Genomic DNA, 24484 nt, shown 5'->3' on the forward strand with positions numbered 1-24484 from the left:
TATAATGTTTTTCGTGTGTTTTTTATAAAAAAAAATTACAGATATTTTTACTAGGAGGAAATATTTATGGCTTCAGTTATTATTGTAGGTACACAGTGGGGTGATGAAGGCAAGGGAAAAATTGTTGATTATCTTGCTAATAAGGCTCAGTATGTAGTTCGTTCTCAGGGCGGAAGTAATGCAGGACACACCGTTGTTGTTGATAATATCAAATATAAATTAAGACTTCTTCCTTCTGGAATACTTCATAAAGATAAAGTATGCATTATAGGTAATGGCGTTGTAATAGAGCCTAAGGTTTTTTTAAGCGAGATTGACGGCCTTATAGAGAAAAAAGTTAATATGTCTAATTTAAAAATATCTAACAGAGCTCATGTTCTTATGCCTTATCATAAAATATTAGATGAACTTCAGGAAGAGGATTTGGGAGAAAATAAACTCGGCACTACAAAAAACGGAATAGGCCCTTGTTATATGGATAAAGCAAGCCGTTTAGGCATAAGAATAGTTGACTTAATGAATAAAGAAACATTTGCTAAAAAATTAAAGTTTAATGTTGAGCTTAAAAATAAACTTCTTAAAAAGCTTTATAACCACGAAGGAATTAATTATGAAGAATTATTAAAAGAGTATTTAGAATATGCAGAAAGATTAAGACCTTATGTTGCCGACACTACTACAATATTAAATAAGGCAATAAAAGAAAAGAAGAATATATTATTTGAAGGTGCTCAGGCTACAATGCTTGACTTAGACCATGGAACTTACCCATTTGTAACATCATCATACCCTGCTGCGGGCGGTGCTTGTACTGGTTCTGGTGTCGGACCTAGAAAGATAGATAATGTTATAGGGGTTGTTAAGGCTTATTCTACTAGAGTTGGAGAGGGACCTTTCCCTTCAGAGCTTTTTGATGATGTTGGGCAGTTTATAAGAGATAAAGGCGGTGAATACGGCACTGTTACAGGAAGGCCAAGAAGGTGCGGATGGCTTGATGCTTGTGTGATAAAATATGCTTCTTATGTTAATGGGCTTGATTCTGTAGCTATTACTAGACTTGATATATTAGACGAATTGGATAAACTAAAAATATGCGTTGCCTACAGATACAACGGCGAAATATTAGAAGATTATCCTGCTGACTTGGATATACTTTCAAAAGTTGAACCTGTATACGAAGAGTTTGACGGCTGGAAAACAAGCACTGCAAATATTAGAGAATATGATAAGCTTCCAGAAAATGCTAAAAAATACTTAAAAAGGTTAAGCGAAGTAATTGACACAGAAATATCTATAGTGTCTGTTGGAGCCGGAAGAGATGAGACTATAATTATTAAAGATATTTTTTAATTGAATATTAAAGTTATTTTATAGTGCTTTTGACTTTTAGCTTCTATTTTGCTATAATATATTTATGAATGAGTTTAAAATCACTGCAGATACATTAAATAAAAAAAATGACTGTTTTGTAAGATATCTTTTTTCAAATCTCGGCAACGAGAAAATAGTATTAAATTTTATTAATGCTGTTATGGATAATTTGAACTTCAAAACTTTTGAAACTTTAGAGATACTGAACCCATTTAATTTGCAGAAATATCTTAATTCAAAAGAAAGCGTAGTAGATATAAAATGCACAGCTGATACTGGAGAAGTTGTTATAATAGAGATACAATTACAAGGCAATGAAACTTTTATTAAAAGAACATTATTTTATTGGGCAAGCAATTATAGTTTAAATTTAAATAAAGGTGATGATTATAATAAGCTTCTTCCTGTGATAAGCATAAATATTTTAGACTTTGTTTTATTTGATGGTATAGAAGATTGCTACAGCTGCTATATATTAAAAGAATTAAAACATAATAAAATACTTACAGATCATTGTCAATTTCATTTTTTGGAATTGCCGAAATTTAATTATGATAAACAACTAAATAAAGATTTAAATAGTTGGTACAAATTTTTTATTGGAGGAGAGAGAATGTCAAACCTAATAAAAGAAAATACAATATTTGATGAAGTAGATAAGAAATGCAAATCATTTATATCAGAAAATCCGCTTCTTGATGTATATAAGATAAAGGAAGCAGAAGAATATTTTCAAAGAGAAACACTACATAGAGAATGGGAGAAAGGTATAGAACAAGGCAGAGAAGAAGGCAGAGAAGAAGGCAGAGAAGAAGGCAGAGAAGAAGGCAGAGAAGAAGGCAGAGAAGAAGGCAGAGAAGAAGGCAGAGAAGAAGGCAGAGAAGAAGGTAAAAAATACAGCACATTGATAATAGCAAAAGCGATGAAAGATAAGGGAATGGATACAAAAACTATAGCTGAGCTAACAGGCTTAAATGAAGAGGAAATAAATAACCTTTAATTATATAATAGAGTTGTATAAAATATGTCAAACCTAATAAAAGAAAATACAATATTTGATGAAGTAGATAAGAAATGCAAATCATTTATATCAGAAAATCCGCTTCTTGATGTATATAAGATAAAAGAAGCAGAAGAATATTTCCAAAGAGAAACACTACATAGAGAATGGGAAAAAGGTATAGAACAAGGTATAGAACAAGGTATAGAACAAGGCATAGAGAAAGGTATAGAACAAGGTATAGAGCAAGGCATAGAACAAGGTATAGAGCAAGGCATAGAGAAAGGCATAGAGAAAGGTATAGAACAAGGCATAGAGAAAGGCAAAAAATACAGCACATTAATAATAGCAAAAGCGATGAAAGATAAGGGAATGGACGCAAGCACAATAATGGAGCTAACAGGATTAAATGAAGAGGAAATAAAGAATCTTTGATTTATCAATTTTTGTTTTTAAAAATATAGATATTTTTTATATATGAAGATAGAACATTTATAAAGCCAGAACACTTGCACTTTTTGCAACTTTGACGAAGTCCGCACCGCGTAATGCGGGAAAAAGTTGAATAAAAAGACTTATTACATATTTTAAAACTTTTAATTTTATTAAAAATATTTTTTTAGTTTTTTATTTGCGGGGCTTTGCCCCGCACCCCACTTCTTTTATTGGTATAAAAGAATCAAAAGGACTGCATTTTATTATAAATTTTATAATTTAATTGTATATTAAAAGGTACTCCTCCGCACGTATAAGAAGCTATAATTGAAGCATAGCATTACCGTGCGGAAAACTTATATGGCGAATACTTCAGAGAAAAAATAATTGTGAATAAAAAAGCATTCCTCCGCACGCGTAGAAGGTTATGATTAAAACAGAGTATTACCGTGCGGCAAGCCGCCGACCGTAGGGAGTGCACAGCTAGGCGAGTAGTGGTACAGCTCGTACGCGACAAAAAAGTTGATAGAAAATTATTAGATAATTTAGAATCTAATATTATGGATAATTTGATTCTTAAATATATAGAAAAATCTTTATTATCATGTTCATTTATTTTTATAAATCATATAATTGCTTAAAAATTTATTCAAACTTCTCAAACTTAGCTGTATATTTATATGGGATTACATCAACATTCAAGTCTATCGTAAAATAAACATTCTTTTTCTTTTGAGGGTTATCGGGTATATTTAAAGTAACATCTTTTCTAAAAAAGTTTACTCTGCTTTTCTCTCTTAAGCATAAATAAAATGTAAAACTGCTTTTTTTGGATAACATAATAGGGAAAGTTACATAAGGCGTAAGTTTTAACTCTTTGCCTAATTTATCAGAAGCCCATCCCAATATAGGATCATAATTTTTATCACTAGTATCTGAATCGCCATTATAACTATCAATCCCTTCGCTGCCTTCTCCTACTTGTACTTCAATAATTTGAGGATAATATATTTTAGAAAGATTTATAGCAGTGCTGGCAAAACCATAAACATTTGTTTTTTCATTTAGTTTCTCAGATTTGCCTTTGAGCCTGAAATATATTTGAACTTCAGAATATGCAATAGGTTTATTATTATTGCCGTTATTGGGTCTTGTAGGCGAAGTTTCATTACAACCGCCCAATACTATTATCATCAATATTATTATAGTCTTAAATAAGATTTTTATATTTTCCATATATCTTTAAACTGCTTTGTTTGTTTTTTGTTATAACATAAATTTTCAAATACAGCAACAAGGGAATTTGGTATCTATATATAAAATAAACCCATTTACTAAATATTAAACAAGGGGCTTAATAACAAGGGGCTTAAGCCCCTTGTTTGTTATGATATGATGCAAAGGAACAAGGGGATTTCCCAAAGGGACGCAGACACGAAGCCCCTTGTTATTCCTATCTCTTTTATAAAATAAATAAAAAAGGGAGGCAATAACCCCCCCTTGTTTTTTTAAGCTTTTAACACTCTATTATAGAGCAGGTAAATACCAAGTAATACCAGTAGAAGTTTCAAAATATACTGGAGCTAAATTTTCATTAGCTTTTGCAGCAGTTTGACCAGTAACATTACCGTTTACATCCATCTCAAAATACCATTCCAAATCTTTAACAGGAGTGATATAAAGCTCAGCATAAGCTCCCCAAGTTAATGCATGACTCATTTCTTGGTTAGCAGCAACTTTAGTTTTAGAACCAGCTAGAGTGTAGCCTAAAGAAGGCTCAAAATATAAGCTGACATAATCACTATTAGCAGCTAAAGATAAAACAGGTCTAATTGAAAACTCATATGGACTTACATCATATATATCAGATTGTTTTAGAGTATCTGGTATACCTAGAACTTCAGCTTCAGCAGTGTATTGTTTACGAGTAGCACCTTTTAAAGCTGTGTGATATTCTACTCTAATATATGGGTTAATGTTAACATCGCCTACTTGAGTATTTAAGAAAAAGAATCTTGCTTGTATGCCGAAAGCTTCAGAAACTTCTTTAATACCTGTAGCTGTATATTCTTTTGAATTATTTCTATAGTAAACAAATAATCTTACAGCATTGAAAGCATCTATTCCTGTATAATATCTGAATTGAATATCATTGAAAGCTACGCCTGTATATTTAGCACCAGTAGCACCACCTAATTTATCAGTTACAGCTACCTGTATAGGAGCAACAAATCTTATACTATTATTTAGAGCATTAAGAGTTAATACTGGAGTATGCACTTGTAAATTTTCATTAATATAAGTAAAGTTATAGCCGACACCGACACCTATAACATCAGAAGTATAACCTATACCGGCAGAAAGTGTAGGTTTAAAATCTGTAGTAGTAGTAGTACCATTGTTATTTGCATCAAGAATAGCACCTAAATATCCTCTGTCTGCTTTAAAACCGAATGTACCTTTAATTGTACCGTTTCCAAGAACAAAACCTAATTGATCCATTCTTGCTCTGAATTGATTACCATCTGTAAGGAAGTTAATCCAAGCATTGCCTTTGCCGTACATACCAAAAACTGAAGTACTTGCTATAGTCAATAAAGCCATAGCGGTTAATAAAACCTTTTTCATTTTTTTTCTCCTAAATTTTTTTATAGTTATACCCTTTAGGGCATTAACTCCTAAATAAAAAATAAATAAAAATGTTCTCACTTAAGAGAACTAATTACTCATAGCTTTAAATATATAGAATTTTTTTAAAATGTCAATACTATTTTTGATAAATTTAGGGTAAAACCACCAATTTGTCTATAAAGTAACAGCAAAAAATGCATTTTGTAAAATATTTTTTTAAATTTCACAAATTAACATAATATAAAACAATTTAATTGATATATAAAAATATAAAAAATAAGGGGGTTGCTCCCATATCTAACAACAAGGGGCTTAAGCCCCTTGTTTGTTATGATATGATGTAATTTATATTCATTAGATTAACAAATTGGGTGTACTTAGTATATAATTACCATTTTTGATAAATTTCAAATAAAACTCTTGATTTGTCTATAAAGCAGCAGCAAAAAATGCATTTTGTAAAATATTTTTTTAGATTTTTATAAATTAACATAATACATAACAACTAAATACATATAAAAAAATAAGGGGTTTTCCCAAAGGAACAAGGGGCTTAAGCCCCTTGTTATGATATGATGTAATTTATATTCATTAGATTAACAAATTGGGTGTACTTAGTATATAATTACCAATTAATACCTAAAATCTATTCTCAGTTTTTTCTTCATTTATTTTATTGTATTATCATTATAACTTTGACAAAGAATTATGAATTTAGTATAATATAAATATGAAAGAAATAATAACCGTAGACACTCTAAACAAGAAAAACGACTGTTTCGTTCGTTATTTATTTTCTAATTTGGGAAATGAAGATATAGTATTAAACTTTATAAATTCCACTATGCTTGACTTAGACTTCAAAACTTTTGTGAAAGTTGAAATACTTAATCCTTTTAATCTACAGAAATATTTGAATAGTAAAGAGTCTATAGTGGACATTAAATGCACTACGGAAACGGGTGAAGTAGTTATGATAGAGATTCAAATTCAAGGCAATGAATCTTTTACTAATAGAGTTTTATTTTACTGGGCTAATGGATATAGTTTAATTTTAAATAAAGGAGAAAGTTATAATAAACTCGCTCCTGTTATAAGCATTAATATTTTAGACTTTATTTTATTTGATGGTATAGAAGATTGTCATACCTGTTATGTTCTTAAAGAATTAAAACATAATAAAATACTTACTGATCATTGTCAATTGCATTTTTTGGAATTGCCAAAGTTTAATATAAATAAAACATTTGGAAATAGTTTAAATAGTTGGTATAAATTTCTAACGGGGGTAGAAAGCATGTCTAATTTAATAAAAGAAAACACAATATTTGAGGAAGTTGAAAAAAGATGTAAGTCTTTTATATCCGATAATCCTTTGCTTGATGCTTACAGAAGAAAGGAAACAGATGAATACTTTCATAGAGACACATTGAATAGAGAAAGAGAAATTGGCTTTAATGAAGGAATGAGAAAAAGAGATATACTAATTGCTAAAGGAATGAAATCTAAAGGAATGAATTTTGAACTTATAAGTGAGTTAACTGGGCTAACAATAGAAGAAATAGAAGAAATAGAAAAGTTATAAAACATATATTCCATTTCAATTTATGCGGGAAATAGCGGTAATGATATTGAATATACCCTTACACATTATGCTATTAATAGGTATCTAAATATTAAGTATTTTATAATTTTTTTCATAATCTTCCTTTACTATCTATTACTAAAAAATGAAACTCAAACTTTATAATATAATTTATAAATTAAAAGTCAGCATAATATTAAAAAAATACATCAGCATAAAATTAAAAATCTCTAAAATATTTTATTAAAAAAATAATAAAAAGTAAAAAATAAATTTGACTTTATTTATAATATACCTATACTATGTACATACAAAAAATAAAAATGGGAGATTATTTAATGAAAAAAATACTAATAGTCGGCGGAGTAGCAGGCGGTGCTAAAGTAATAGAATATTAGAATTAATAAATATTTAATAATGAAGAAAGAAACTATATTCTTTTTTCATTATTAATTTTTTATAATTATTTAAAGAGAAAAATATATCTTTCCTGTTTCTATATTCGCTTTTACAACAAAAATCTTAACCCTGTCCCCAAGCTCATACATCTTTACTTTATCAATATAAATACTTTGCATATCCTCATAAAATCTATAATTAGCACCAACATAAGTTGCCTCAATAAAACCTTCTATATCAAGCCCCTCTATCTCAACTGTAATGCCGTTTCTTGAAAGCAAACTAATAAAGCCGTAATATTCATCTCCAAGCCTGTCTTTCATATACCTTGCCGCTTTTATTTGTCTTAAATTCCTCTCTGCCTTTTTTGATGTTCTGTCAAGCAAAGTACATTCATCTGCTATCGTCTTATATTTGTTATCATCATTAGCATATGTTTTTTTATCTATAATATAATCTTTTACAATTCTATGTATTATTAAATCAACATACCTTCTTATAGGTGAAGTAAAGTAAGTATAATAATCAAAACCCAAACCAAAATGACTTTTATGAACTACACTATATGATGATGGAGTCATAGAACGCATTAAAACACCTGTAAGAAGTTTCTCTTCTGACTTTCCTTTTATATTTTCTAAAAAGTCGATTAAATCATAATTATTTTCATCTAACTTTTTTAATTCATAGCCTTTATTATGTGCTAATATTTTAAAATTATTAAATCTATAATTATCAGGTGCGCCATGATAGCGGTATATTATACCCTCATAATCTTTTAACTTTTTTGCTATTTCACTATTAGCCAAAAGCATTAAAGACTCTATTATAAGCATAGACTCTTTTTTCTCTTCTGCATAAAACTCTATAGGAACTCCATTATCATCTAATACTATATTAATATCATCATTCTCAAATTCTACACCCTTGCTTCTTTTTTTATGCAATATATTTTTTACTTCCAAAGTATTGTTTATAAGCTCAATAAGCCAATCTTCATCATTAGCTTTTTTGTTTATAATATCTTCTGTATAATTGTAAGATAATTTTTTGTCTGAGTTTATAATGCTTTTAACTACATCGCTTTCCAAAATATTCCCATCTTTATCAATAACGCAAATCAAAGTCAAAGTAAATCTATCAACTTTTTCATTGAGCGAAATTATTCCATTTGAAAGAATCTCTGGAAACATGTTATATACTTTATCTATTAAGTAAGTGGAGTTCCCTCTTTTTTTTGCTTCTATGTCAAGAGGAGAATCAGCCTCTATAAAATGGCTGACATCAGAAATATGAACATACACTTTATAATTATCTTCTGTTTTCTCTATACTAAAAGCATCATCTAAGTCTTTTGAATGCTCTGAGTCTATTGTAACAGTTTTTAGATTTCTAAAATCAACTCTGTCAGTAGTATCATTAAAATTAGCATTGTTATTAATATTATCTGCTAGTTTCAATAATTCATCAGAAAAGTTTAATTTAATATTATAAGCATCTGCTATTATCTCTGAATCTAATTTAGCATTATCTATATTAATATTTATTTTTTTGGCATGAACTGTGGTTTTTACAGCTTCTTTGTTGGCACTATTTGGGTTTATGAATAAATGCCCAGCTTTAGTTACTTTAAGTAAATTACTGTCAGTTTTTTGTATATATCCATCGCTGATTGCTTTTCTTATTAAATTAGTAAGAGAAGTTTTTTCTAATGGAGTTTTGGCATTAAATTTTATAAATACATTATAGTCCATTTGATTTTTAGACAATTTTGCTATAAGTTCTTCTATGGTTTTCATAAATACTCTCTAAAAAATAATAATAAATTATACTAAAGTGATTGCATTTTGTCAAAAATTATTTTTATAATTTTGAATATTAGCGGATGATAGTATCAGCAAATATTTTACTCTATATATTGGAATATGTATTAACTATAAAATAATACCTGCATTTTAGCATAAAAAATGCAGTCTTTTTGGTTCTTTGTGGCAATACCTAAAGGTACTTCCTTCGGTCGCAAAAGAACTGGGGTGTGGGGGCTAGTCCCCACAAATATTTTAAATTTACAAAATATAACTTTTAACAAACTTAAGAATTTAGTATATATCTAAACAACTATATTTTGTCATATAGGTTTTTATTTTATTCAACTTTTTCCCGCAGCAAAAAGTTGCAAAAAGTGCGAGTAAAAAAACAATACTAAATAATAATATTATATTTTATATATAGTTATAGATTATATGTTTCTAGTAAAATATAGTAAGCCTATTAACATAAAAAATACAATCAAAAATTATAAACTTACAATTTCACTATATTTATTCGTTTGTAACTAACTTCTCTTCGCTGCCGTTTACAGCACCGTCTTTATCAACCTTCACTGTAAATATCTTAGATACGCCCTTCTCTTCAGCTGTAATTCCATAATAAGCATCGGCTATAGTGGCAGATACCTCATCATGCGTGATAATTAAAAATTGAGTTTTATCTGATAAGCCCTTAACCATATTCTTGTATCTTATAATGTTCGCACCGTCTAAAGCAGCATCCACCTCATCGAGTATACAAAATGGACTAGGTCTATACAAAAATATAGCAAATACCAAAGCAAGTCCTGTCATAGTAAGCTCACCGCCAGAATATGACACTATGTTTTCCATTTTCTTGCCCGGCGGCTGTGCGAATATATCAATAGGACTGTTTAATAAATCTTCTTCGTTTTGTATTTTTAAGCCGGCATTACCGCCGCCAAATAAGATTTTAAATGTCTCAGAGAATTTTTTGTTTATTTCGTTAAATGTTTTAAGAAAATCTTCTCCTGCCTTTTTGTTGGCATCAGCGATTATTTTTAATATCTCTTCTTTTGATTTTTCTAAATCCTCTTTTTGCTTGCTTAAAAACTCAAATCTATTTTTTGCTTCTTGATATTCATCAAGTGCCATCTCATTAATATGACCTAAATTCTTAATCTTGTCATTAATAGTGTTTAGTTTATTTCTAAAAACTTCTTCATCAATTAATCCTTCAGTAACAGCTTCATACTCTTTCAAATTAATGGCATTAGTTTCATAGAAATTATTATATATATCATTTATCTTGTCTTTTGTCTGATTAATTCTCTCGCTTATTCTTGTAATATTCTCATTTGTTTCGTTTAACTTTTTTATATGTTTAGAATGATTAACATCAAAGTTAGATAAAGCAGATTCAGCTTTTTTAATTTCACTAGCTTTTAATCTTGCTTCACTCTCCATTTTTGTTTTTTTCTTTTCTAATTCTTTAAAATTGTTTATATTGTCTTTAAGCTCTTTATCTAATAATTTATAATCTTCTTCTTGTTTTTGTATCTTATCATTTAATGTTGCAAACTCTTCTTCTACAATGGCAATGCTTTTTATTATCATTTCTTTTCTATCTTCAGATGCTTTTTTATTTGTTTCATATTTTGCTTTTGCTATTGTGAGTGTAGTAAGATTAGAGTTTGACAAATTAATATTTTCTGTTGCTTTTTTTATTTCATTATTAAGCTCTTCTATTCTTTCAATATTGCTCTGAATAGAAGATTCCAAAGAAGCTATCTCTTTATCTATAGCCTCTTTTTGCATATAAGTACCCTCTTTATCAAACAGCAAATCAACAAATGGGTCTTTTATTTTAGTGTATTCTTTAAAAATATCTTGCAAAAGTAAAGCATCTCTTTTCTCTGTATCAAGCATCTCTTTTAAGTTTCTTACAAATGATGATAAAGAATTAAAACTAAGTTCATTAAGATTATCCAAAACACCATCTTCTTCAAACTCTTTTATTGTGTTCATTTTGGTGTTAATAGAGCCAAGTAAGTTATTAAAACCTATATCAATATCTGCCTCATGCTTTCCTATATTCTGATAAAAACTATTACCCATTATGTCTTTTTTCTTTTCATCAATCTCGGTAATTATTTTATTTATCACTTCAAGCTGTCTTTCTCTCGCATCGGCTATTTTTAAAGTATTGTTTTGATTGTTTTGTGTGAGTATTGCTATTTCATCATTACAGCTAGCTATTTTATTTTGCTCGCTTGCAATATTGCTCTCTTCTACCTCTTGTTCTTTTAATGCTAATTCAATATTTTCTAATATATTTTTTATGTCTTTATCTAATTCTAATATTTGATTTTTATCTTCTTCTATTCTTTTAGCTAAAGTATTTTTTCTATTAATAGTTTCTTCTTTTTCTTTAAACTTATTTTCTAATTGTATTTTTAATTGGCTAGACATTTTTTCTATATGGCTAAGCTCTGTTTCTATTAATGACACTTGTTTATCAAGCTCTATAGATAAAGTTCTCGTCTCTTCAAATTTCAATAGTTCCTGCTGTTTTTGTTTGTCCAAATCTAATAGGTTCTTTTCAAGTTCCTGCTTTTTATTGTTAAGCTCTTCAAGATTTTTATTATAATCCTCTAAAGTAATTTTTGCCTTTTTTATTTGATTAACATTTATGCTTATGCTTATCTTTTTCTTATCATCTATAAGCGAATAATACTTCTCTGTGCGTGCCGCTTGGTCTTTCAATGATTTATAATTTTTTTCAGCATTTTTTATATCTATTTTAACATTATCAAGGTTTCTCTCAGAATCTTCAAGCTTTTTGGTAGCCTCTCTTCTTCTCTCAAGATATTTACTAATACCCGCAGCATTTTCTATTATACTTCTTCTCTCTTCAGGCTTTTGTTTGGCAATTTCAGAAACTGTTCCCTGTTTAATTACAGAATATGCATTTTTACCAAGCCCTGTGTCAAGAAACATATCCACTATATCTTTAAGCCTCACCTGCTCATCATTAATATAATATTCTGATAAGCCCTTTCTATAATACTTCCTAGTAACTATTATCTCATCTTTGTCATATTTTTTTATCCATCTTGAAGTATTATCCAATGTTAAAGCTACTTGAGCCAAAGAAGATGGTTTTCTAGTGTCTGTACCATGAAATATAACACTCTCAAGCCCTTTAGAACTATCAATTCTTAATCTGCTGGCAGACTGCTCTCCCATTACCCATAAAAAGGCCTCTACTATATTACTCTTTCCTATACCATTAGGACCAAGCACTACAGTAACGCCCTCATTAAACTCTATATTAGTTTCTATGGCAAATGATTTGAATCCGTGCAAATTAAGATTCTTTATATACATCTTCTTTCCTGTTTTCTATATACTAATTAACAAATTTATAATAATTATCGTCATCTACAATAATTAATTACAGTATAAATATTAAAACATTATAACAATCGTATTAAAAAAAAGCAATGAATTTATAATTATAATAATCTTTACTGCTCTTCTAAATTTTTCTTAGAGACTATAATGCCATAACCTGTAATTTCTAATTCTACATTATCATTAAGCACAATAGTAAAAAACTTATCTTCTCTGGTTATAGAAGTTATTTTTGAAAAAGGATATTCATTATCTATTACCTTAACCATGCTTCTATGTATACAGCTTCTCGGTATCCCATTTGGATTATTTTCTAAATTGTCTATTTTTATGCTTTTCCAAAGTCCGCTTTGATAAAATATAATATTAAAGCCCAATTTAGTATTAACTTCATATCCACCGCCATTTTGATACAAGCTAACAGTATCTACACTATCTCCCTCTAAATTAAGATTAATAAAATTCTTAGCCTGAAGCGGTAAAGAAGCCTCTGTAAGGTTTTGTGTGTATAAAAAGGAATACAAAATTATAAAAAACAGTAAAACTTTCTTCATATTAGTAAAAAAGCGAATATTATATATATTTTTTATTTATATATTCGTATTTTATCTATTTTAATTTAATTATATTATATAAAAATTAAGGCTACAGCATAAAGCCATAGCCTCAATATGAACACACAACTTGAGAATTATCTTAAAAATTATTTCAAAGCATTAATTTTTTTCATCATCTCAGATTTTTTAACACTAGCTCTATTGCTATGAATAACAGATTTTCTAGCGGCTTTGTCTAAAGCACTAGCATATTTATTATATTCAGCTATAGAAGCATTTTTATCATTAGCATCAATAGATTTTAATACTTTCTTTTTTTGAGTATTTAAAAAACTTTTAATTTTTCTGTTATAAAGATTTCTAGTAGAGTTCTGTCTTAATCTCTTAGCAGCAGATTTAATATTAGGCATTCATCACACTCCAATGAAAAATAGTTAAAATAAAAATCGGAGTTAACGGGGCTCGAACCCGCGACCTCCTGCGTGACAGGCAGGCGCTCTAACCAAACTGAGCTACAACTCCAAAAAACTTTTTAAGTTTAACCATTATACTACAATTATATTTTTTGTCAAGTGCAAAACAACTATTTTTATATAAAAAATAATTCCGATATATTTATTAAATATATATACTTTTCAAATATTTTTATGTTCTAGATAAAAAATATTTGACATAAAACACAAAAATATTATAGTTAAAAAATTAAAAATATTATTAGGATTTTATTTATATGGCAACAATAAGAGAAATAGCTAAAATAGCAGGTGTTTCTATAGCAACAGTTGATAGAGCTTTAAATAATAGAGGCAGAATAGATCCTAATGTAGAGCAAAAAATACTTAATATAGCTAAATCATTAAATTATAAACCTAATAAAATTGCTAAATCTCTAGCTATAAGTAAAAAAGAAACTAAAAATAGCAGCTATTCTTAATACTTATAATAATATCTTTTTTGAAGATATTATTGAAGGTATAAAAATGGCTAAAAAAGAAATAGAAGAATTTGGAATGTCCATTATCATCAAACGATGTAAAGACTTTGATGCAGATAATCAATTAGAACTTATTGAAGAAGCAATAAAAGAAGGCGCTAATGCTATGGCAATAGTTGCTATAAATGATGCGAAAGTTATAAATAAAATATCTGAACTTCATAATAATAACTTTCCTGTAGTGCTTTTAAACTCTTTTATAAATACTAAAGATTGCATAGCTTATGTGGGATGCAATTATGATTTGGCAGGTGAGATAGCAGCTTCGCTTTTAAACATCATATCAAACGGAAATAATATTAATTTATTAGTTTTTTCAAATAATTTTAATAAAATGCTTGGTAATAAAAAACGTGTGGATAGTTTAGTAATAAGATTAAAATCTGATTATGAAAATATAAATATACAAGATATAATAGAAATGGAAAAAGATAATAATCTTAATTTTAATAAAAGCAAAGATAATTTATTAAAATATATGGATACAGATGTTGTTATATGCCCGGGTGCTGAAACAAGTAAATATGTTATAAATGCTATTAAAGAATTAGGATTATATAAAAAAATAAAAATTATCACCTATGATTTTTCTGATGTTGTAAAAGATGGGCTTTTAGACAGAGGAATAATAGCTTCTATAACGCAAAACCCTAAAGAACAAGGATATAAAGCAATAAAAGTTTTATTTGAATACCTTCTTACAAAAACAATTCCAGCTAAAAAATCTACATATATAGAAACACAAGTTATATTTAGAGAAAATTTATTATAATTTATAAAAATAATAAAATTAATTTACCACCATTTTATTAATTCTGTTATCTCTTCTCTATACTCAACGAATTTAGAGTCAGCTATATTTCTAGGATGTTCCAAATCTATATGTATTTCTTTTTTTATAGTAGTTGGTTTATTAGTCAACACTAACACTCTTTCTCCTAAATATACAGCCTCTTCAATATTATGTGTAATAAATATAATAGTAGTTTCTAAAGTTTTCCATATATTTAAAAGCTCATCTTCCAATTTAAATCTTAAAGAAACATCTAATTGTCCATAAGGCTCATCCATCAATAAAAGCTCAGGCTCAACAGCAAATGCCCTCGCTATAACAACCCTTTGAAGCATACTAGCAGAAAGTTCACTAGGATAGAAATTTCTAAACTTTTCAAGTCCAACCATTTTTATTACCTTATCAGCTCTTTCTTCTATTATATCTTGAGGAAGTTTTTTTATTTTCAAACCAAATTTAACATTCTCCTCAACCTTAAGCCAAGGCATAGTGGAATACTCTTGAAATATATATGCTATATCATGCTTTTTTAAATCAACATGCTCTCCGTCTATTTGTATAGCACCATAAGTTGGTTTGTATAATTTAGTAAGACTATTCAAAAATGTGGTTTTTCCGCATCCTGTAGGACCTACTATGCATAAAAACTCACCCTTCATAACATTAAATGATATATCATTTAAAACCAATAAATCTCCAAACTTCTTTGTTAATCTTGAAACTTTTACTTTTACTTCTCTATTATCGTTTGTCATAAATATATCCTTTTAATGAATATGATTAATTATAAAGTTATATCCATATTGTCATTTATCTCATTTCTAATCTTCAAAAAATCAGGGTCTGTTAATTTTCTAGGTCTAGGCAAATCTATAATATATTCTTTTTTTACTACAGTAGGACAATTAGTAAGAAGTATTATCCTATCGCCCAAATAAACAGCCTCTTCTATATTATTAGTAACAAACACAACAGTTCTTTTTTCTTTCTGCCAAATCTTTTCAATCTCTTCTTCCATCATATATCTAGTTTGAGCGTCCAAATGTCCAAAAGGCTCATCAAGAAGCATAACCACAGGCTCATTACAATACGCTCTAGCTATACCTACCCTCTGACGCATACCTCCAGATAATTGATTAGGGTAACTATTCTCAAACCCATTAAGCCCTACCAAATCTATATAATATTTTGCCTTCTCTCTTCTCTCTTTCTTTGATATTCCTCTAGCCCTAGGACCAAACTCCACATTCTCCATAACAGTCAAAAAAGGAAATAAAGCAGTAGTCTGATATACAACTCCCCTTTCAGGGTGAGGTTCGGTTACCTTTTTTCCATTAACTTCTATATCAGAATTCTCTGTTGTTTCAAGCCCAGCTATCAAATTAATTAAAGTAGTTTTTCCGCATTGTCCTGGTCCAAATAATACAACAAACTCATTTTCTTTAACCTCAAGACTTATATCTTTAATAACTTCTTTATAACCATGTTCACTAAAAAATACTTTATTAACATGATTCATTTTTATAATATTTTTATTTTCCATAAATTATAACCCACCTCAATTAATTAAATACTAGTAGAATTCCATATTGTTAATCTCTTTTCTATATATCTCATTAAAGAAGATAATAATAAACCAACTAATCCTATAGTTATCATACCAGCTAAAACCTGAGGTATATTTGCCGTATCATAACCTCTTATTATAACCCAACCTACACCAGCAAAAGAACTCACCATCTCTGCCGCTAATACTCCCATCCAACTTACAGAAAAACCAACCTGCATCCCATTAAATATCTGAGGCACAGAAGCAGGCAATATAACATGCAAAAATATATCCGTATCATTAGAACCCAACATCCTAGCAGCCCCTATAAGAGTAGGATTAACTTGAGAACTTCCAGCATAAGAGTTTAAAGTAACATTAACAAAAGTACCAATAAATATTATAAACACCTTAGGCACTTCCCCTATTCCAAACCAAAGTATAGCCATAGGTATCCAAGCTATAGGAGGAATTTGCCTAAATACTTCAAAAAATGGTCTTACTATAGCCCTTGCATATTTATTAACTCCCATAGATATTCCTAATATAATACCGCTCACAGCACCTATAGCAAAACCAGTTAATACTCTAAATATACTTATTAATATATGACCTAATATAGTTTGCTGACCTATATCATTAGTCAAGCTCCATATTAAAAACTTAAATACTTCTAACGGTTTAGGAGTAGTAATTTTAATAGGGGTATAAGTTGTTAATAATTGCCATACAACAAGAAACCCTATAATGGAAATAACCGCCCAAATAGGTTTTTCAAAATCAGATAATTTAACTCTTTTTTTATCTTTATTTTTCATAAACTAACCTCTAATTATCTTTTAACATATTTCTTTTCTAAATAACCTAAACCAACAGATAAAATTGCTCCAACAGACCCTATTGTAAGCATACCTACTATTATTAAATCAGCTCTAGCTAACTGTCTGTTTAATTGTATCATAAATCCCAACCCTCTGCTTGCAGTAAGCATCTCAGCAGCACACAATGAAGTCCAAGAAGCTCCTAATGACACTCTAAGACCTGTAAATATATAAGGCAAAGCCGTTGGTATGGCTACTTCTTTAAGCATCTGTCTTCTTGATGCCCCAAAAGTTTGTGCTACCCATAAATGCACTTGAGTAGTGGCTTTTATTCCGCTGTAAGTATTAATTACACAAGGTACAAATGCTGACATAAACACTATTGCAGATTTTGCTCCTAATCCTATTCCAAACCATAATATCATCATAGGTATCCAAGCTATTGTAGGTATTGGTCTTATAAGGTCAAATAATGGTGTTGCTACTAAATTAAATTTTCTAAACCAAGCCATACATATTCCAATAGGTATACCTATAAAAGCTCCTAAAAAATAACCTGTTAATGCTACCTGTAAAGAAGCAAATATATGTTGAAACAATGTACCATTATCTGGTGCTTTATTTGTAAGTTTATAAATAAAAGATTTAAAAACAGTATAGGGACTTGGAAGAGAATATGAAGGAAATAATTTAAATACATCTGTTATTAATTGCCATATTATAAGAAATACTATGACAGATATTACAGATATAATAAAAAACTTATTTCTCTCTTTCTTTTTGGATGCTATGACAATTTTTTCTTTTTCTTCTAATGAAATATTTATCATATTCTCTTCCATAATGTTCCCCTTATATTTATGCTTAATTTAAGCGAGTATCATTGTCTATTAAATTATTTATTAATTTAAAGCTTTTGACAATAATTCTGTATCTACGTTTTTATCTACAACTGGTAATTTATCTTCTGTGATAAGTGATTGGCTTGCAAAGAAATCGGCTGTTATTCTAACAGAATCTCCTATTTTTATATTTTTTATCTCTTCAGTTGTAACAAAAGGACGAGTTTTAACTTCAGACTGACAAGCCTCTATAGTAGATGTTGAACCGTTTTTTGTGTACCAATTCAATAATTCTTGAGCAGCCATATTAGGGTCAGCTTGTAATGCATCGCATGATTCTAAAAATGCTTTAATATATAAAACTATAGTATCTTTTTTATTTTTAAAAGCTTCATCAGATACTATTATTGAGTCGTACTGAGGTATATTTAAAGTTGTTAAACTAGAAACTATTTTCATTCCATCAGCTTCGGCAGAGAAAGAAGTTGGAGGATTTAATGCAGCAGCATCTATTTTTTTAGCTTTTAAAGCCTGATATGCTTGAGGGAATTCCATATGAACTATATTAACTGTATTAGGATCAACATTTATAGCTCTAAGCCAATGTATAACATTTAAATGTGATATTGTTCCAGTAGGCACAGCTATAGTTTTACCTTTTAAAGTAGCAGCATCTCCATAAACTTCTGGAAAATCTTTATTAACGCCTTTAACTGTTAATATATCAGAATCAGGATTAACTAATACTTCTATACCGCCTTCAGAGTGTCCTATATCTGCAACTACATGAGCATTATAATTAGCCAAAGAATATACAGAAGCAGCACTTAATGTACCAACCTCCCATAAACCAGCACCTAATGCTTCATTCATAGGACCGCCTGATGGAAAATATACTGTTTCAATCTTAAAACCATATTTTTCATCTAATTTGTTATTAATCATATACTCAATAGGTACTGAGTTTAAAAAAGGCATTACAGCCACTTTTAATGTTTTTGCATCTCCAGAAGATGATGCACCTTTATTAGCACATGAAGCTAATAAAAACAAACATGTGATTAAAACTAATGAAGTAATAATTTTCCTGATTTTCTCATTTTGATATCCCCTTAAAATTATTTATTTAAAAATTACTAATTTACCATATAAAAAAGAATTACCAATTAGCATATCTTTCGTTTAGAGGATCACTGCACTCTATCATCTTATGACACATCTCTAATAATAATTTATTCTTTATTCTATCATAATCTTTATTAAAAAATAAATTATTTTCTTCATTAGGGTCATTCTCTAAATCATAAAACTCTCCATATCCCTCATTTAAAAATATTGAAAGTTTATATCTTTTAGTTCTATAAGTTTTAATAAATATACCTATGTCATGAGCATCATAAGTAATAATAGCCCCTTTCTCATAGGTTTTATTCTTACTCTCCCCAGTTAAAATATTCTTTAAACTATATCCCTGTATACCATAAGGAATTTCTTTTCCTAACATATCCAATATTGTTGGTACTATATCAATATTTTCTATTATCTCATCACTTCTGTTTTTTACTATACCCTTACCATAAAATAATAATGGAACTTTTATCAAACAATCATACATAAAAGGTCCTTTTCTTAAAAGTCCATAATCTCCTAAATATTCTCCATGATCGCTTGTAAATATTATTATTGTATTATCAAGTTCATTTTTCTCTTTTAACTTATCTATTATTCTTCCTACTTGGGCATCTATAAAACTTATCATTCCATAGTAAAGTTTTTTTATCTCTTCTATCTCTTCTTCACTATGAGCATGTTCTTCTCCGCCGCCTGGCCAATATCCCCTATCTCCCTGTTTAGTTAAATGTTCTGGTCTGTTTTTATCCAATTTTAATTTACTATTAAGGTCTTTAGGTTTTATGTTTTTATAAATATCATAATATTTTTTTATAGGGTCGAATGGATGATGCGGATCAACAAAACTAACCCACATAAATAAAGGCTTTTCAAAATTAAATTTATCTATCTCTTCTATACCCTTTTGTGCAGTCCAATATGTTTGATGAAATTCCTCTTTTATAGGATTAATTCCATTAGTTCCTTTACCTGTTTCTAAATTGCACCCGTAACTGTTAGCAAAATCTAAATATTCGCCTTGTTTATCATCTTCTGTTATATGAGTTATATCAAATCCGTAATATGTATTATCTCTTTCTCTTACTCTATCCCTTTTTGCTACATCCTCGAATTCCCAATTAAGGTTCTTTAACTGTGGTCTAAAATGCATTTTTCCTACAGCTATATTGAAATAACCCTCTTTTTTTAAATAATCTGCCAATGTTATTTCATCTTCATTTAATTCTGTACCTATATTCCAAGCACCTATATTCATAGGATATCTTCCTGTAAAAATAGATGCTCTTGAAGACGTACATACAGGACTTGTACAAAAAGAATTCTCAAATATAGTTCCGTTTTCTGCTAATTCATTTAATACTGGTGTTTTCACTTCATCATTGATATAGCCTATAGAATCAGCCCTCATTTGGTCTGCGGTGATTAGCAATATATTCGTTTTTTTATTCATAATTTACCTATGCGTGTACTGTTACACTTGATAGTATGGTAAATAAATATATGCTTGTCAATTTTTAAGTAAATAATATTTATATTTTTTAATATTTTTACTATGGATTTTATATATAAATATAAAATAATTATTATGAATATATAATTAATCTTGTATATGTATAATAGTATGCTCATTATTTTAACTAAAGTATAATAATTAATAAATTTTATAATGCACGGGAGCCAAACATATTGCAGTTAGGAATTCCTTAATTTATTAAAGAAAACAAAAGGTGTATCATAATTTAAAGCAGAGTGTATTCGTTTACGCATCTGCGGGCATTCGCCTAATTGAAAAAATGATTATATTTTTGTATGTTTTTATTTGCTTTCTGTAAAGTTAGTTCTTTAGTACAAAAATCATAAAATTCTTTTTGGTCTTGTCCTTGTGTACTCTCTACTACACCATTATACCAAGTGGAGGCTACTGGGCTGTAAACTCTCTTAATATAGTTCTTCTTACAAAATATATCTAATGGATGTTTGGTATTAAATGAATGTTTACGGTAAGTAAATTCTGTACCATTATTACCACAGGCACTTCTTTCGGTCGCACTTTGAATACAATGTATTCTAAAAGGAAAATAATCTACAAGTCGTTTCATAAAATCAATGGTACTGTAAGGACTTTTTTCATCATATAAATATCTGAAGCTCATTCTCGTTGCTATATCTACAGCAGTAAACTGATAATAACGTATTTCACCAAAGAAAGCATATGACGAAGTCCGCAGAGCGTGACATCTATTTGTATCTTTTCTCCTGCTTCTTTAAAGTTTTGTGCATGTTTTCCATTATGCTTCCTCTTAATTTTTTTCTTTTTGCTCCTATACAAATTATTTTCTTTTAGAACAGTTTCTATAGCTGTTGTTCCTACTTTAATGTATTCTAACTCTAATTGTTTTTTTATTTTAAATTTACCATAACCATATAATTTTCTTATTTCAATTATTCTTTTAATAATCTTTTTATTTTTCAATTTATTCTTATTAGTTTTAGGTTTAGTAGATTTAGGTTTTATAATAGAACAAGTTTCTAATTGTCTTTTCCAATAGTAATATGTTCTAATACTAATCTTATGTTTTAAAGCTAATATTTCTTTATTCTTAACTTTATTAATTTTTATAACTATCTTTTTTCTTTGATTTGAAGTATATTCTTTCATAGGTATTCCTTTAAATTTAAACTATATATATTATAAGGAATACCTACTTTTTTAAACTAAAAAAACGTGCAATATCTGTGGCTCCTAAACATTATAATTAAATTTGTTGACTTTTTTACTTATTACTATAAAATAAACTATATTTTAATATATCTACAAATTTCATTTATTGTATATAGGATTATTTTATTTTTATATAGAGGATACTATGCAAGTTTCTAAAGAGTGGCTTGAAAAATATTCTAAAATAAAAAATATGCTAAAAGCACAAGATAATTTAGAAGAAGCATTCACAAAAAAAGAAATAAATGATGCAAAATTAGAAATATTAGATTTAGGCGAAGTTAATATAGAAAGCGGAAAAATTGTAGTATGCGATCCCTTGGCTTATTTAGATAAAGAATCCTTATCCTTTATACAAGAAATTAAACCAAATAAATATAAAGTGTTTGCTGGTGTGTTAGAAGATGAAGAGAGATATGCTATTGTAAAACTTCAAATATCAGACAAAGCCCCTAAATATTATGATTTGGCATTAACTGGCGTAGAAGAGTTAAAACATGTAGAAGATGGGGATTTTTTTGGTTTTCCTGTAGATGCGGGTATGGCTTGTATATGCGATTATAATGCTCTTAATGATTTTATAAAATTTGAAGATAAATTAATAGAATCAAAAGGAGATGATTATAATAGGTATGATGATTTATTTGCAGATTTATTAGAAGATAATGCTAAAAAATATCCTAAATACCAAAGTGAATATGGCGATTGGCTTAATTTTGATATACCAGAAAGTAAATATAATATAGTTTTGTTTCAAAGCGGATATGGTGATGGTTTTTATCCTTCATACTTTGGTTATGATGATAATGATGAAATTTGTGCTTTATATATTGTTTTTATAGATTTATTTGCTGATGATTAACAGTTTTATGAAATCTTGTAATAAATATTTTATTTAATAGAACATTAGGAGTATATAAAATAATATGAACGTTTTAGATTATATAAAATACAATTTTTTTAATATAAGAACTCCGAGCTTGGTAGAAAAGGTACGTTTACAGGAATATGCTGCTAGAATACAAAATAATAAATATCATTTTGTAGATTTAAAAACAGGTGCTTTAACAGATACACTAGCTAAGTTTGTATTTGATATGTATAAAGTCGTTGGTCCGCTTCTACATTCTTTAAAAGAAGAATTTATTATTAAAGACGGTAAACAATTTTCATATTATTTAATAGAAGTATCTTTTAATGATGAAATAAAAAATCTATATCTCACGCTTAATAAAGAATATATGACAGAAAAACTTAATAGCGGAGAGAAAATTAATGATGTATTTAATGATGTGAAGAACAATTTCAGTAAGTTCAAAAAGTTTATTAGCAGCGATAATGGAAGGGAAATAAATTTAACATTTAATTTGCTTAAAGATTTTGCTACAATATCAAATTTTGACTTCTTTTTATTTTTAAGAGCTTTTTGTCCTTCTTTTGTAGACGGAGCATATAATTCTAATCCTACATTTAAAAATACATCAAATATTCAGGTAGTGGATGATTTAATAAGGCTAGATGAAGCTGTAAAAAGCATAGTAATAAGAAAAGAATTAGCTACTGCTTTAAAAATATTTCAAAAATACATAGGTGTGCCAGAAATACCTGAAAATAATATAAAAACTTTTTTGGCTAGAGTAAAATATTTGCAAACCCCAAATTTATTAAGTGATATCATTGTTTATTTATTAAAAGATTTCACATATAAATCTCCATCAAACTCATCTAATGTGAATATCTTTGTAAATTATATTACAGATTGTACAAATAATTTAAAAAGAGATATGAATGAAATAGTTTCCGAAATAAAAGCTAATAAAATTACTAGTATGAGAGAAAAGACTTTCAGCGGAATTGAAATAATGAAGATGAGTAATATTAATGATGATAAAAATGAGCTTTTAGAAAAATATGAATGCAACACTTTTACTTGTATAGAGCCTTTAGAATATATAAAAACTTTTGTTGTAGAGATATTTGATATAAAATATAAAGCTCCTTTAAATGATATGTTTTTGGGAGTAGATTTTGTTAATAAAGAGAGAAACTCTATGGGGCTTGATGCTTTCTATACTTTAAACGATTCTAATACAGAAATTGTTAATTTTGATGCACAATTAAGCCCAGAATCTGAAAACTTCAAAAGATTTAAGGGCTGGACTATCACAAAAAATAAAGCCCTAACAAGCAGAGAATTAATAGAAGTTATGGTCAAAAAATTAGATGAAGAGGGAAACAAAATTATTATTAATGCTTATAATTCTGTACTAGATTTAACAAGTATAGTAAAAAATGTTATAGAAGACTATAATAATGGCAGTAAAAATGAAATTCTTAATGCTAATAAAATACCTACTTTAGAAAGATTCAATTTAAATATAGCTAAAGAAATGCTTGATGATTTTGAAAACTTTATATCATTATTAAAAAACTTTGTAAGATGATAA

At 28.3% G+C, this 24484-nt stretch carries 20 protein-coding genes, 1 tRNA gene and 1 pseudogene; 8 read left to right on the top strand and 14 right to left on the bottom strand.

The features are described from left to right. Window positions 1–66 precede the first annotated feature (66 nt). From EPJ72_RS04620 to EPJ72_RS13350, 3 genes are all read left to right on the top strand, one after another. Entirely contained in the window at window positions 67–1350 is a 1284-nt protein-coding gene (locus EPJ72_RS04620) for an adenylosuccinate synthase (protein ID WP_147731050.1), read from the top strand. 64 nt (window positions 1351–1414) lie between these two features. Beyond that, entirely contained in the window at window positions 1415–2371 is a 957-nt protein-coding gene (locus EPJ72_RS04625; RefSeq protein ID WP_147731051.1) for an Rpn family recombination-promoting nuclease/putative transposase, read from the top strand. Window positions 2372–2395: 24 nt separating this feature from the next. Beyond that, window positions 2396–2806, top strand: coding sequence for a hypothetical protein (locus EPJ72_RS13350; protein WP_242004914.1), 411 nt, complete (start codon window positions 2396–2398; stop codon window positions 2804–2806). Window positions 2807–3451: 645 nt separating this feature from the next. Here the strand turns inward: EPJ72_RS13350 and EPJ72_RS04635 are convergent. Continuing rightward, entirely contained in the window at window positions 3452–4042 is a 591-nt protein-coding gene (locus EPJ72_RS04635) for a hypothetical protein (protein ID WP_147731052.1), read from the bottom strand. Window positions 4043–4333: 291 nt separating this feature from the next. Continuing rightward, complete coding sequence (locus EPJ72_RS04640; protein WP_147731053.1) at window positions 4334–5434, bottom strand: cell surface protein; 1101 nt, start codon at window positions 5432–5434, stop codon at window positions 4334–4336. Between the two features lie 733 nt (window positions 5435–6167). Between EPJ72_RS04640 and EPJ72_RS04645 the strand changes: the two genes are divergently transcribed. Further along, window positions 6168–7022, top strand: coding sequence for an Rpn family recombination-promoting nuclease/putative transposase (locus tag EPJ72_RS04645; protein WP_147731054.1), 855 nt, complete (start codon window positions 6168–6170; stop codon window positions 7020–7022). 467 nt (window positions 7023–7489) lie between these two features. On the opposite strand, the gene EPJ72_RS04650 is transcribed toward EPJ72_RS04645, so the two are convergent. From EPJ72_RS04650 to EPJ72_RS04670, 5 genes are all read right to left on the bottom strand, one after another. Next, complete coding sequence (locus tag EPJ72_RS04650) at window positions 7490–9220, bottom strand: RNB domain-containing ribonuclease (RefSeq protein WP_147731055.1); 1731 nt, start codon at window positions 9218–9220, stop codon at window positions 7490–7492. A 522-nt stretch (window positions 9221–9742) separates the two neighbouring features. Then, window positions 9743–12601, bottom strand: coding sequence for a chromosome segregation SMC family protein (locus tag EPJ72_RS04655; protein WP_147731056.1), 2859 nt, complete (start codon window positions 12599–12601; stop codon window positions 9743–9745). 140 nt (window positions 12602–12741) lie between these two features. Further along, window positions 12742–13182 (bottom strand): PepSY-like domain-containing protein, encoded by a 441-nt coding sequence (locus EPJ72_RS04660; RefSeq protein ID WP_147731057.1) that lies wholly within the window; start codon window positions 13180–13182, stop codon window positions 12742–12744. Between the two features lie 149 nt (window positions 13183–13331). After that, window positions 13332–13595 carry a 30S ribosomal protein S20 gene (gene rpsT / locus EPJ72_RS04665; protein WP_147731058.1) on the bottom strand — a complete coding sequence of 88 codons (264 nt, stop codon included), beginning with the start codon at window positions 13593–13595 and terminating at the stop codon, window positions 13332–13334. 37 nt (window positions 13596–13632) lie between these two features. Then, window positions 13633–13707: transfer RNA gene (locus tag EPJ72_RS04670), tRNA-Asp, on the bottom strand. A 208-nt stretch (window positions 13708–13915) separates the two neighbouring features. Here EPJ72_RS04670 and EPJ72_RS13355 point away from each other — a divergent pair. Both EPJ72_RS13355 and EPJ72_RS04675 read left to right on the top strand, forming a co-directional pair. Continuing rightward, entirely contained in the window at window positions 13916–14119 is a 204-nt protein-coding gene (locus EPJ72_RS13355) for a LacI family DNA-binding transcriptional regulator (protein ID WP_242004915.1), read from the top strand. A 40-nt stretch (window positions 14120–14159) separates the two neighbouring features. Beyond that, window positions 14160–14951 (top strand): substrate-binding domain-containing protein, encoded by a 792-nt coding sequence (locus EPJ72_RS04675; protein ID WP_242004922.1) that lies wholly within the window; start codon window positions 14160–14162, stop codon window positions 14949–14951. A gap of 23 nt (window positions 14952–14974) precedes the next feature. Here EPJ72_RS04675 and EPJ72_RS04680 read toward each other — a convergent pair whose 3' ends face one another. The 7 genes and pseudogenes from EPJ72_RS04680 to EPJ72_RS13720 all read right to left on the bottom strand — a co-directional run bounded on the left by EPJ72_RS04680 (window position 14975) and on the right by EPJ72_RS13720 (window position 21974). Continuing rightward, window positions 14975–15727 carry an ABC transporter ATP-binding protein gene (locus EPJ72_RS04680; RefSeq protein ID WP_147731059.1) on the bottom strand — a complete coding sequence of 251 codons (753 nt, stop codon included), beginning with the start codon at window positions 15725–15727 and terminating at the stop codon, window positions 14975–14977. Window positions 15728–15756: 29 nt separating this feature from the next. After that, complete coding sequence (locus EPJ72_RS04685) at window positions 15757–16515, bottom strand: ABC transporter ATP-binding protein (RefSeq protein ID WP_147731060.1); 759 nt, start codon at window positions 16513–16515, stop codon at window positions 15757–15759. Window positions 16516–16538: 23 nt separating this feature from the next. Further along, window positions 16539–17339 (bottom strand): ABC transporter permease, encoded by an 801-nt coding sequence (locus EPJ72_RS04690; protein ID WP_147731061.1) that lies wholly within the window; start codon window positions 17337–17339, stop codon window positions 16539–16541. Window positions 17340–17353: 14 nt separating this feature from the next. After that, window positions 17354–18184, bottom strand: coding sequence for an ABC transporter permease (locus tag EPJ72_RS04695; RefSeq protein ID WP_147731062.1), 831 nt, complete (start codon window positions 18182–18184; stop codon window positions 17354–17356). A gap of 60 nt (window positions 18185–18244) precedes the next feature. Then, window positions 18245–19303 (bottom strand): ABC transporter substrate-binding protein, encoded by a 1059-nt coding sequence (locus tag EPJ72_RS04700; protein ID WP_439897260.1) that lies wholly within the window; start codon window positions 19301–19303, stop codon window positions 18245–18247. A gap of 40 nt (window positions 19304–19343) precedes the next feature. Next, window positions 19344–20765, bottom strand: coding sequence for a sulfatase family protein (locus EPJ72_RS04705; protein ID WP_242004916.1), 1422 nt, complete (start codon window positions 20763–20765; stop codon window positions 19344–19346). Between the two features lie 242 nt (window positions 20766–21007). Next, window positions 21008–21974 (bottom strand): annotated as a pseudogene (locus EPJ72_RS13720) (transposase). A gap of 208 nt (window positions 21975–22182) precedes the next feature. On the opposite strand from EPJ72_RS13720, the gene EPJ72_RS04715 reads away from it, so the two are divergent. Continuing rightward, window positions 22183–22899 carry a DUF4241 domain-containing protein gene (locus EPJ72_RS04715; RefSeq protein ID WP_147731065.1) on the top strand — a complete coding sequence of 239 codons (717 nt, stop codon included), beginning with the start codon at window positions 22183–22185 and terminating at the stop codon, window positions 22897–22899. A gap of 64 nt (window positions 22900–22963) precedes the next feature. After that, on the top strand, window positions 22964–24481 hold the full coding sequence (locus EPJ72_RS04720) for a DUF5312 family protein (protein WP_147731066.1): 1518 nt from the start codon (window positions 22964–22966) through the stop codon (window positions 24479–24481). Window positions 24482–24484 lie beyond the last annotated feature (3 nt).

Source organism: Brachyspira pilosicoli, assembly GCF_008016535.1.
In the GTDB taxonomy this organism is placed as follows: domain Bacteria; phylum Spirochaetota; class Brachyspiria; order Brachyspirales; family Brachyspiraceae; genus Brachyspira; species Brachyspira pilosicoli_A.

Excerpts from the sequence above, each read along its gene's own strand:
- EPJ72_RS04620 (WP_147731050.1), top strand. The coding sequence starts at position 67 with ATGGCTTCAGTTATTATTGTAGGTACACAGTGGGGTGATGAAGGCAAG.
- EPJ72_RS04625 (WP_147731051.1), top strand. The coding sequence starts at position 1,415 with ATGAATGAGTTTAAAATCACTGCAGATACATTAAATAAAAAAAATGAC.
- EPJ72_RS13350 (WP_242004914.1), top strand. The coding sequence starts at position 2,396 with ATGTCAAACCTAATAAAAGAAAATACAATATTTGATGAAGTAGATAAG.
- EPJ72_RS04635 (WP_147731052.1), bottom strand. The coding sequence starts at position 4,042 with ATGGAAAATATAAAAATCTTATTTAAGACTATAATAATATTGATGATA.
- EPJ72_RS04640 (WP_147731053.1), bottom strand. The coding sequence starts at position 5,434 with ATGAAAAAGGTTTTATTAACCGCTATGGCTTTATTGACTATAGCAAGT.
- EPJ72_RS04645 (WP_147731054.1), top strand. The coding sequence starts at position 6,168 with ATGAAAGAAATAATAACCGTAGACACTCTAAACAAGAAAAACGACTGT.
- EPJ72_RS04650 (WP_147731055.1), bottom strand. The coding sequence starts at position 9,220 with ATGAAAACCATAGAAGAACTTATAGCAAAATTGTCTAAAAATCAAATG.
- EPJ72_RS04655 (WP_147731056.1), bottom strand. The coding sequence starts at position 12,601 with ATGTATATAAAGAATCTTAATTTGCACGGATTCAAATCATTTGCCATA.
- EPJ72_RS04660 (WP_147731057.1), bottom strand. The coding sequence starts at position 13,182 with ATGAAGAAAGTTTTACTGTTTTTTATAATTTTGTATTCCTTTTTATAC.
- rpsT (WP_147731058.1), bottom strand. The coding sequence starts at position 13,595 with ATGCCTAATATTAAATCTGCTGCTAAGAGATTAAGACAGAACTCTACT.
- EPJ72_RS13355 (WP_242004915.1), top strand. The coding sequence starts at position 13,916 with ATGGCAACAATAAGAGAAATAGCTAAAATAGCAGGTGTTTCTATAGCA.
- EPJ72_RS04680 (WP_147731059.1), bottom strand. The coding sequence starts at position 15,727 with ATGACAAACGATAATAGAGAAGTAAAAGTAAAAGTTTCAAGATTAACA.
- EPJ72_RS04685 (WP_147731060.1), bottom strand. The coding sequence starts at position 16,515 with ATGGAAAATAAAAATATTATAAAAATGAATCATGTTAATAAAGTATTT.
- EPJ72_RS04690 (WP_147731061.1), bottom strand. The coding sequence starts at position 17,339 with ATGAAAAATAAAGATAAAAAAAGAGTTAAATTATCTGATTTTGAAAAA.
- EPJ72_RS04695 (WP_147731062.1), bottom strand. The coding sequence starts at position 18,184 with ATGGAAGAGAATATGATAAATATTTCATTAGAAGAAAAAGAAAAAATT.
- EPJ72_RS04705 (WP_242004916.1), bottom strand. The coding sequence starts at position 20,765 with ATGAATAAAAAAACGAATATATTGCTAATCACCGCAGACCAAATGAGG.
- EPJ72_RS04715 (WP_147731065.1), top strand. The coding sequence starts at position 22,183 with ATGCAAGTTTCTAAAGAGTGGCTTGAAAAATATTCTAAAATAAAAAAT.
- EPJ72_RS04720 (WP_147731066.1), top strand. The coding sequence starts at position 22,964 with ATGAACGTTTTAGATTATATAAAATACAATTTTTTTAATATAAGAACT.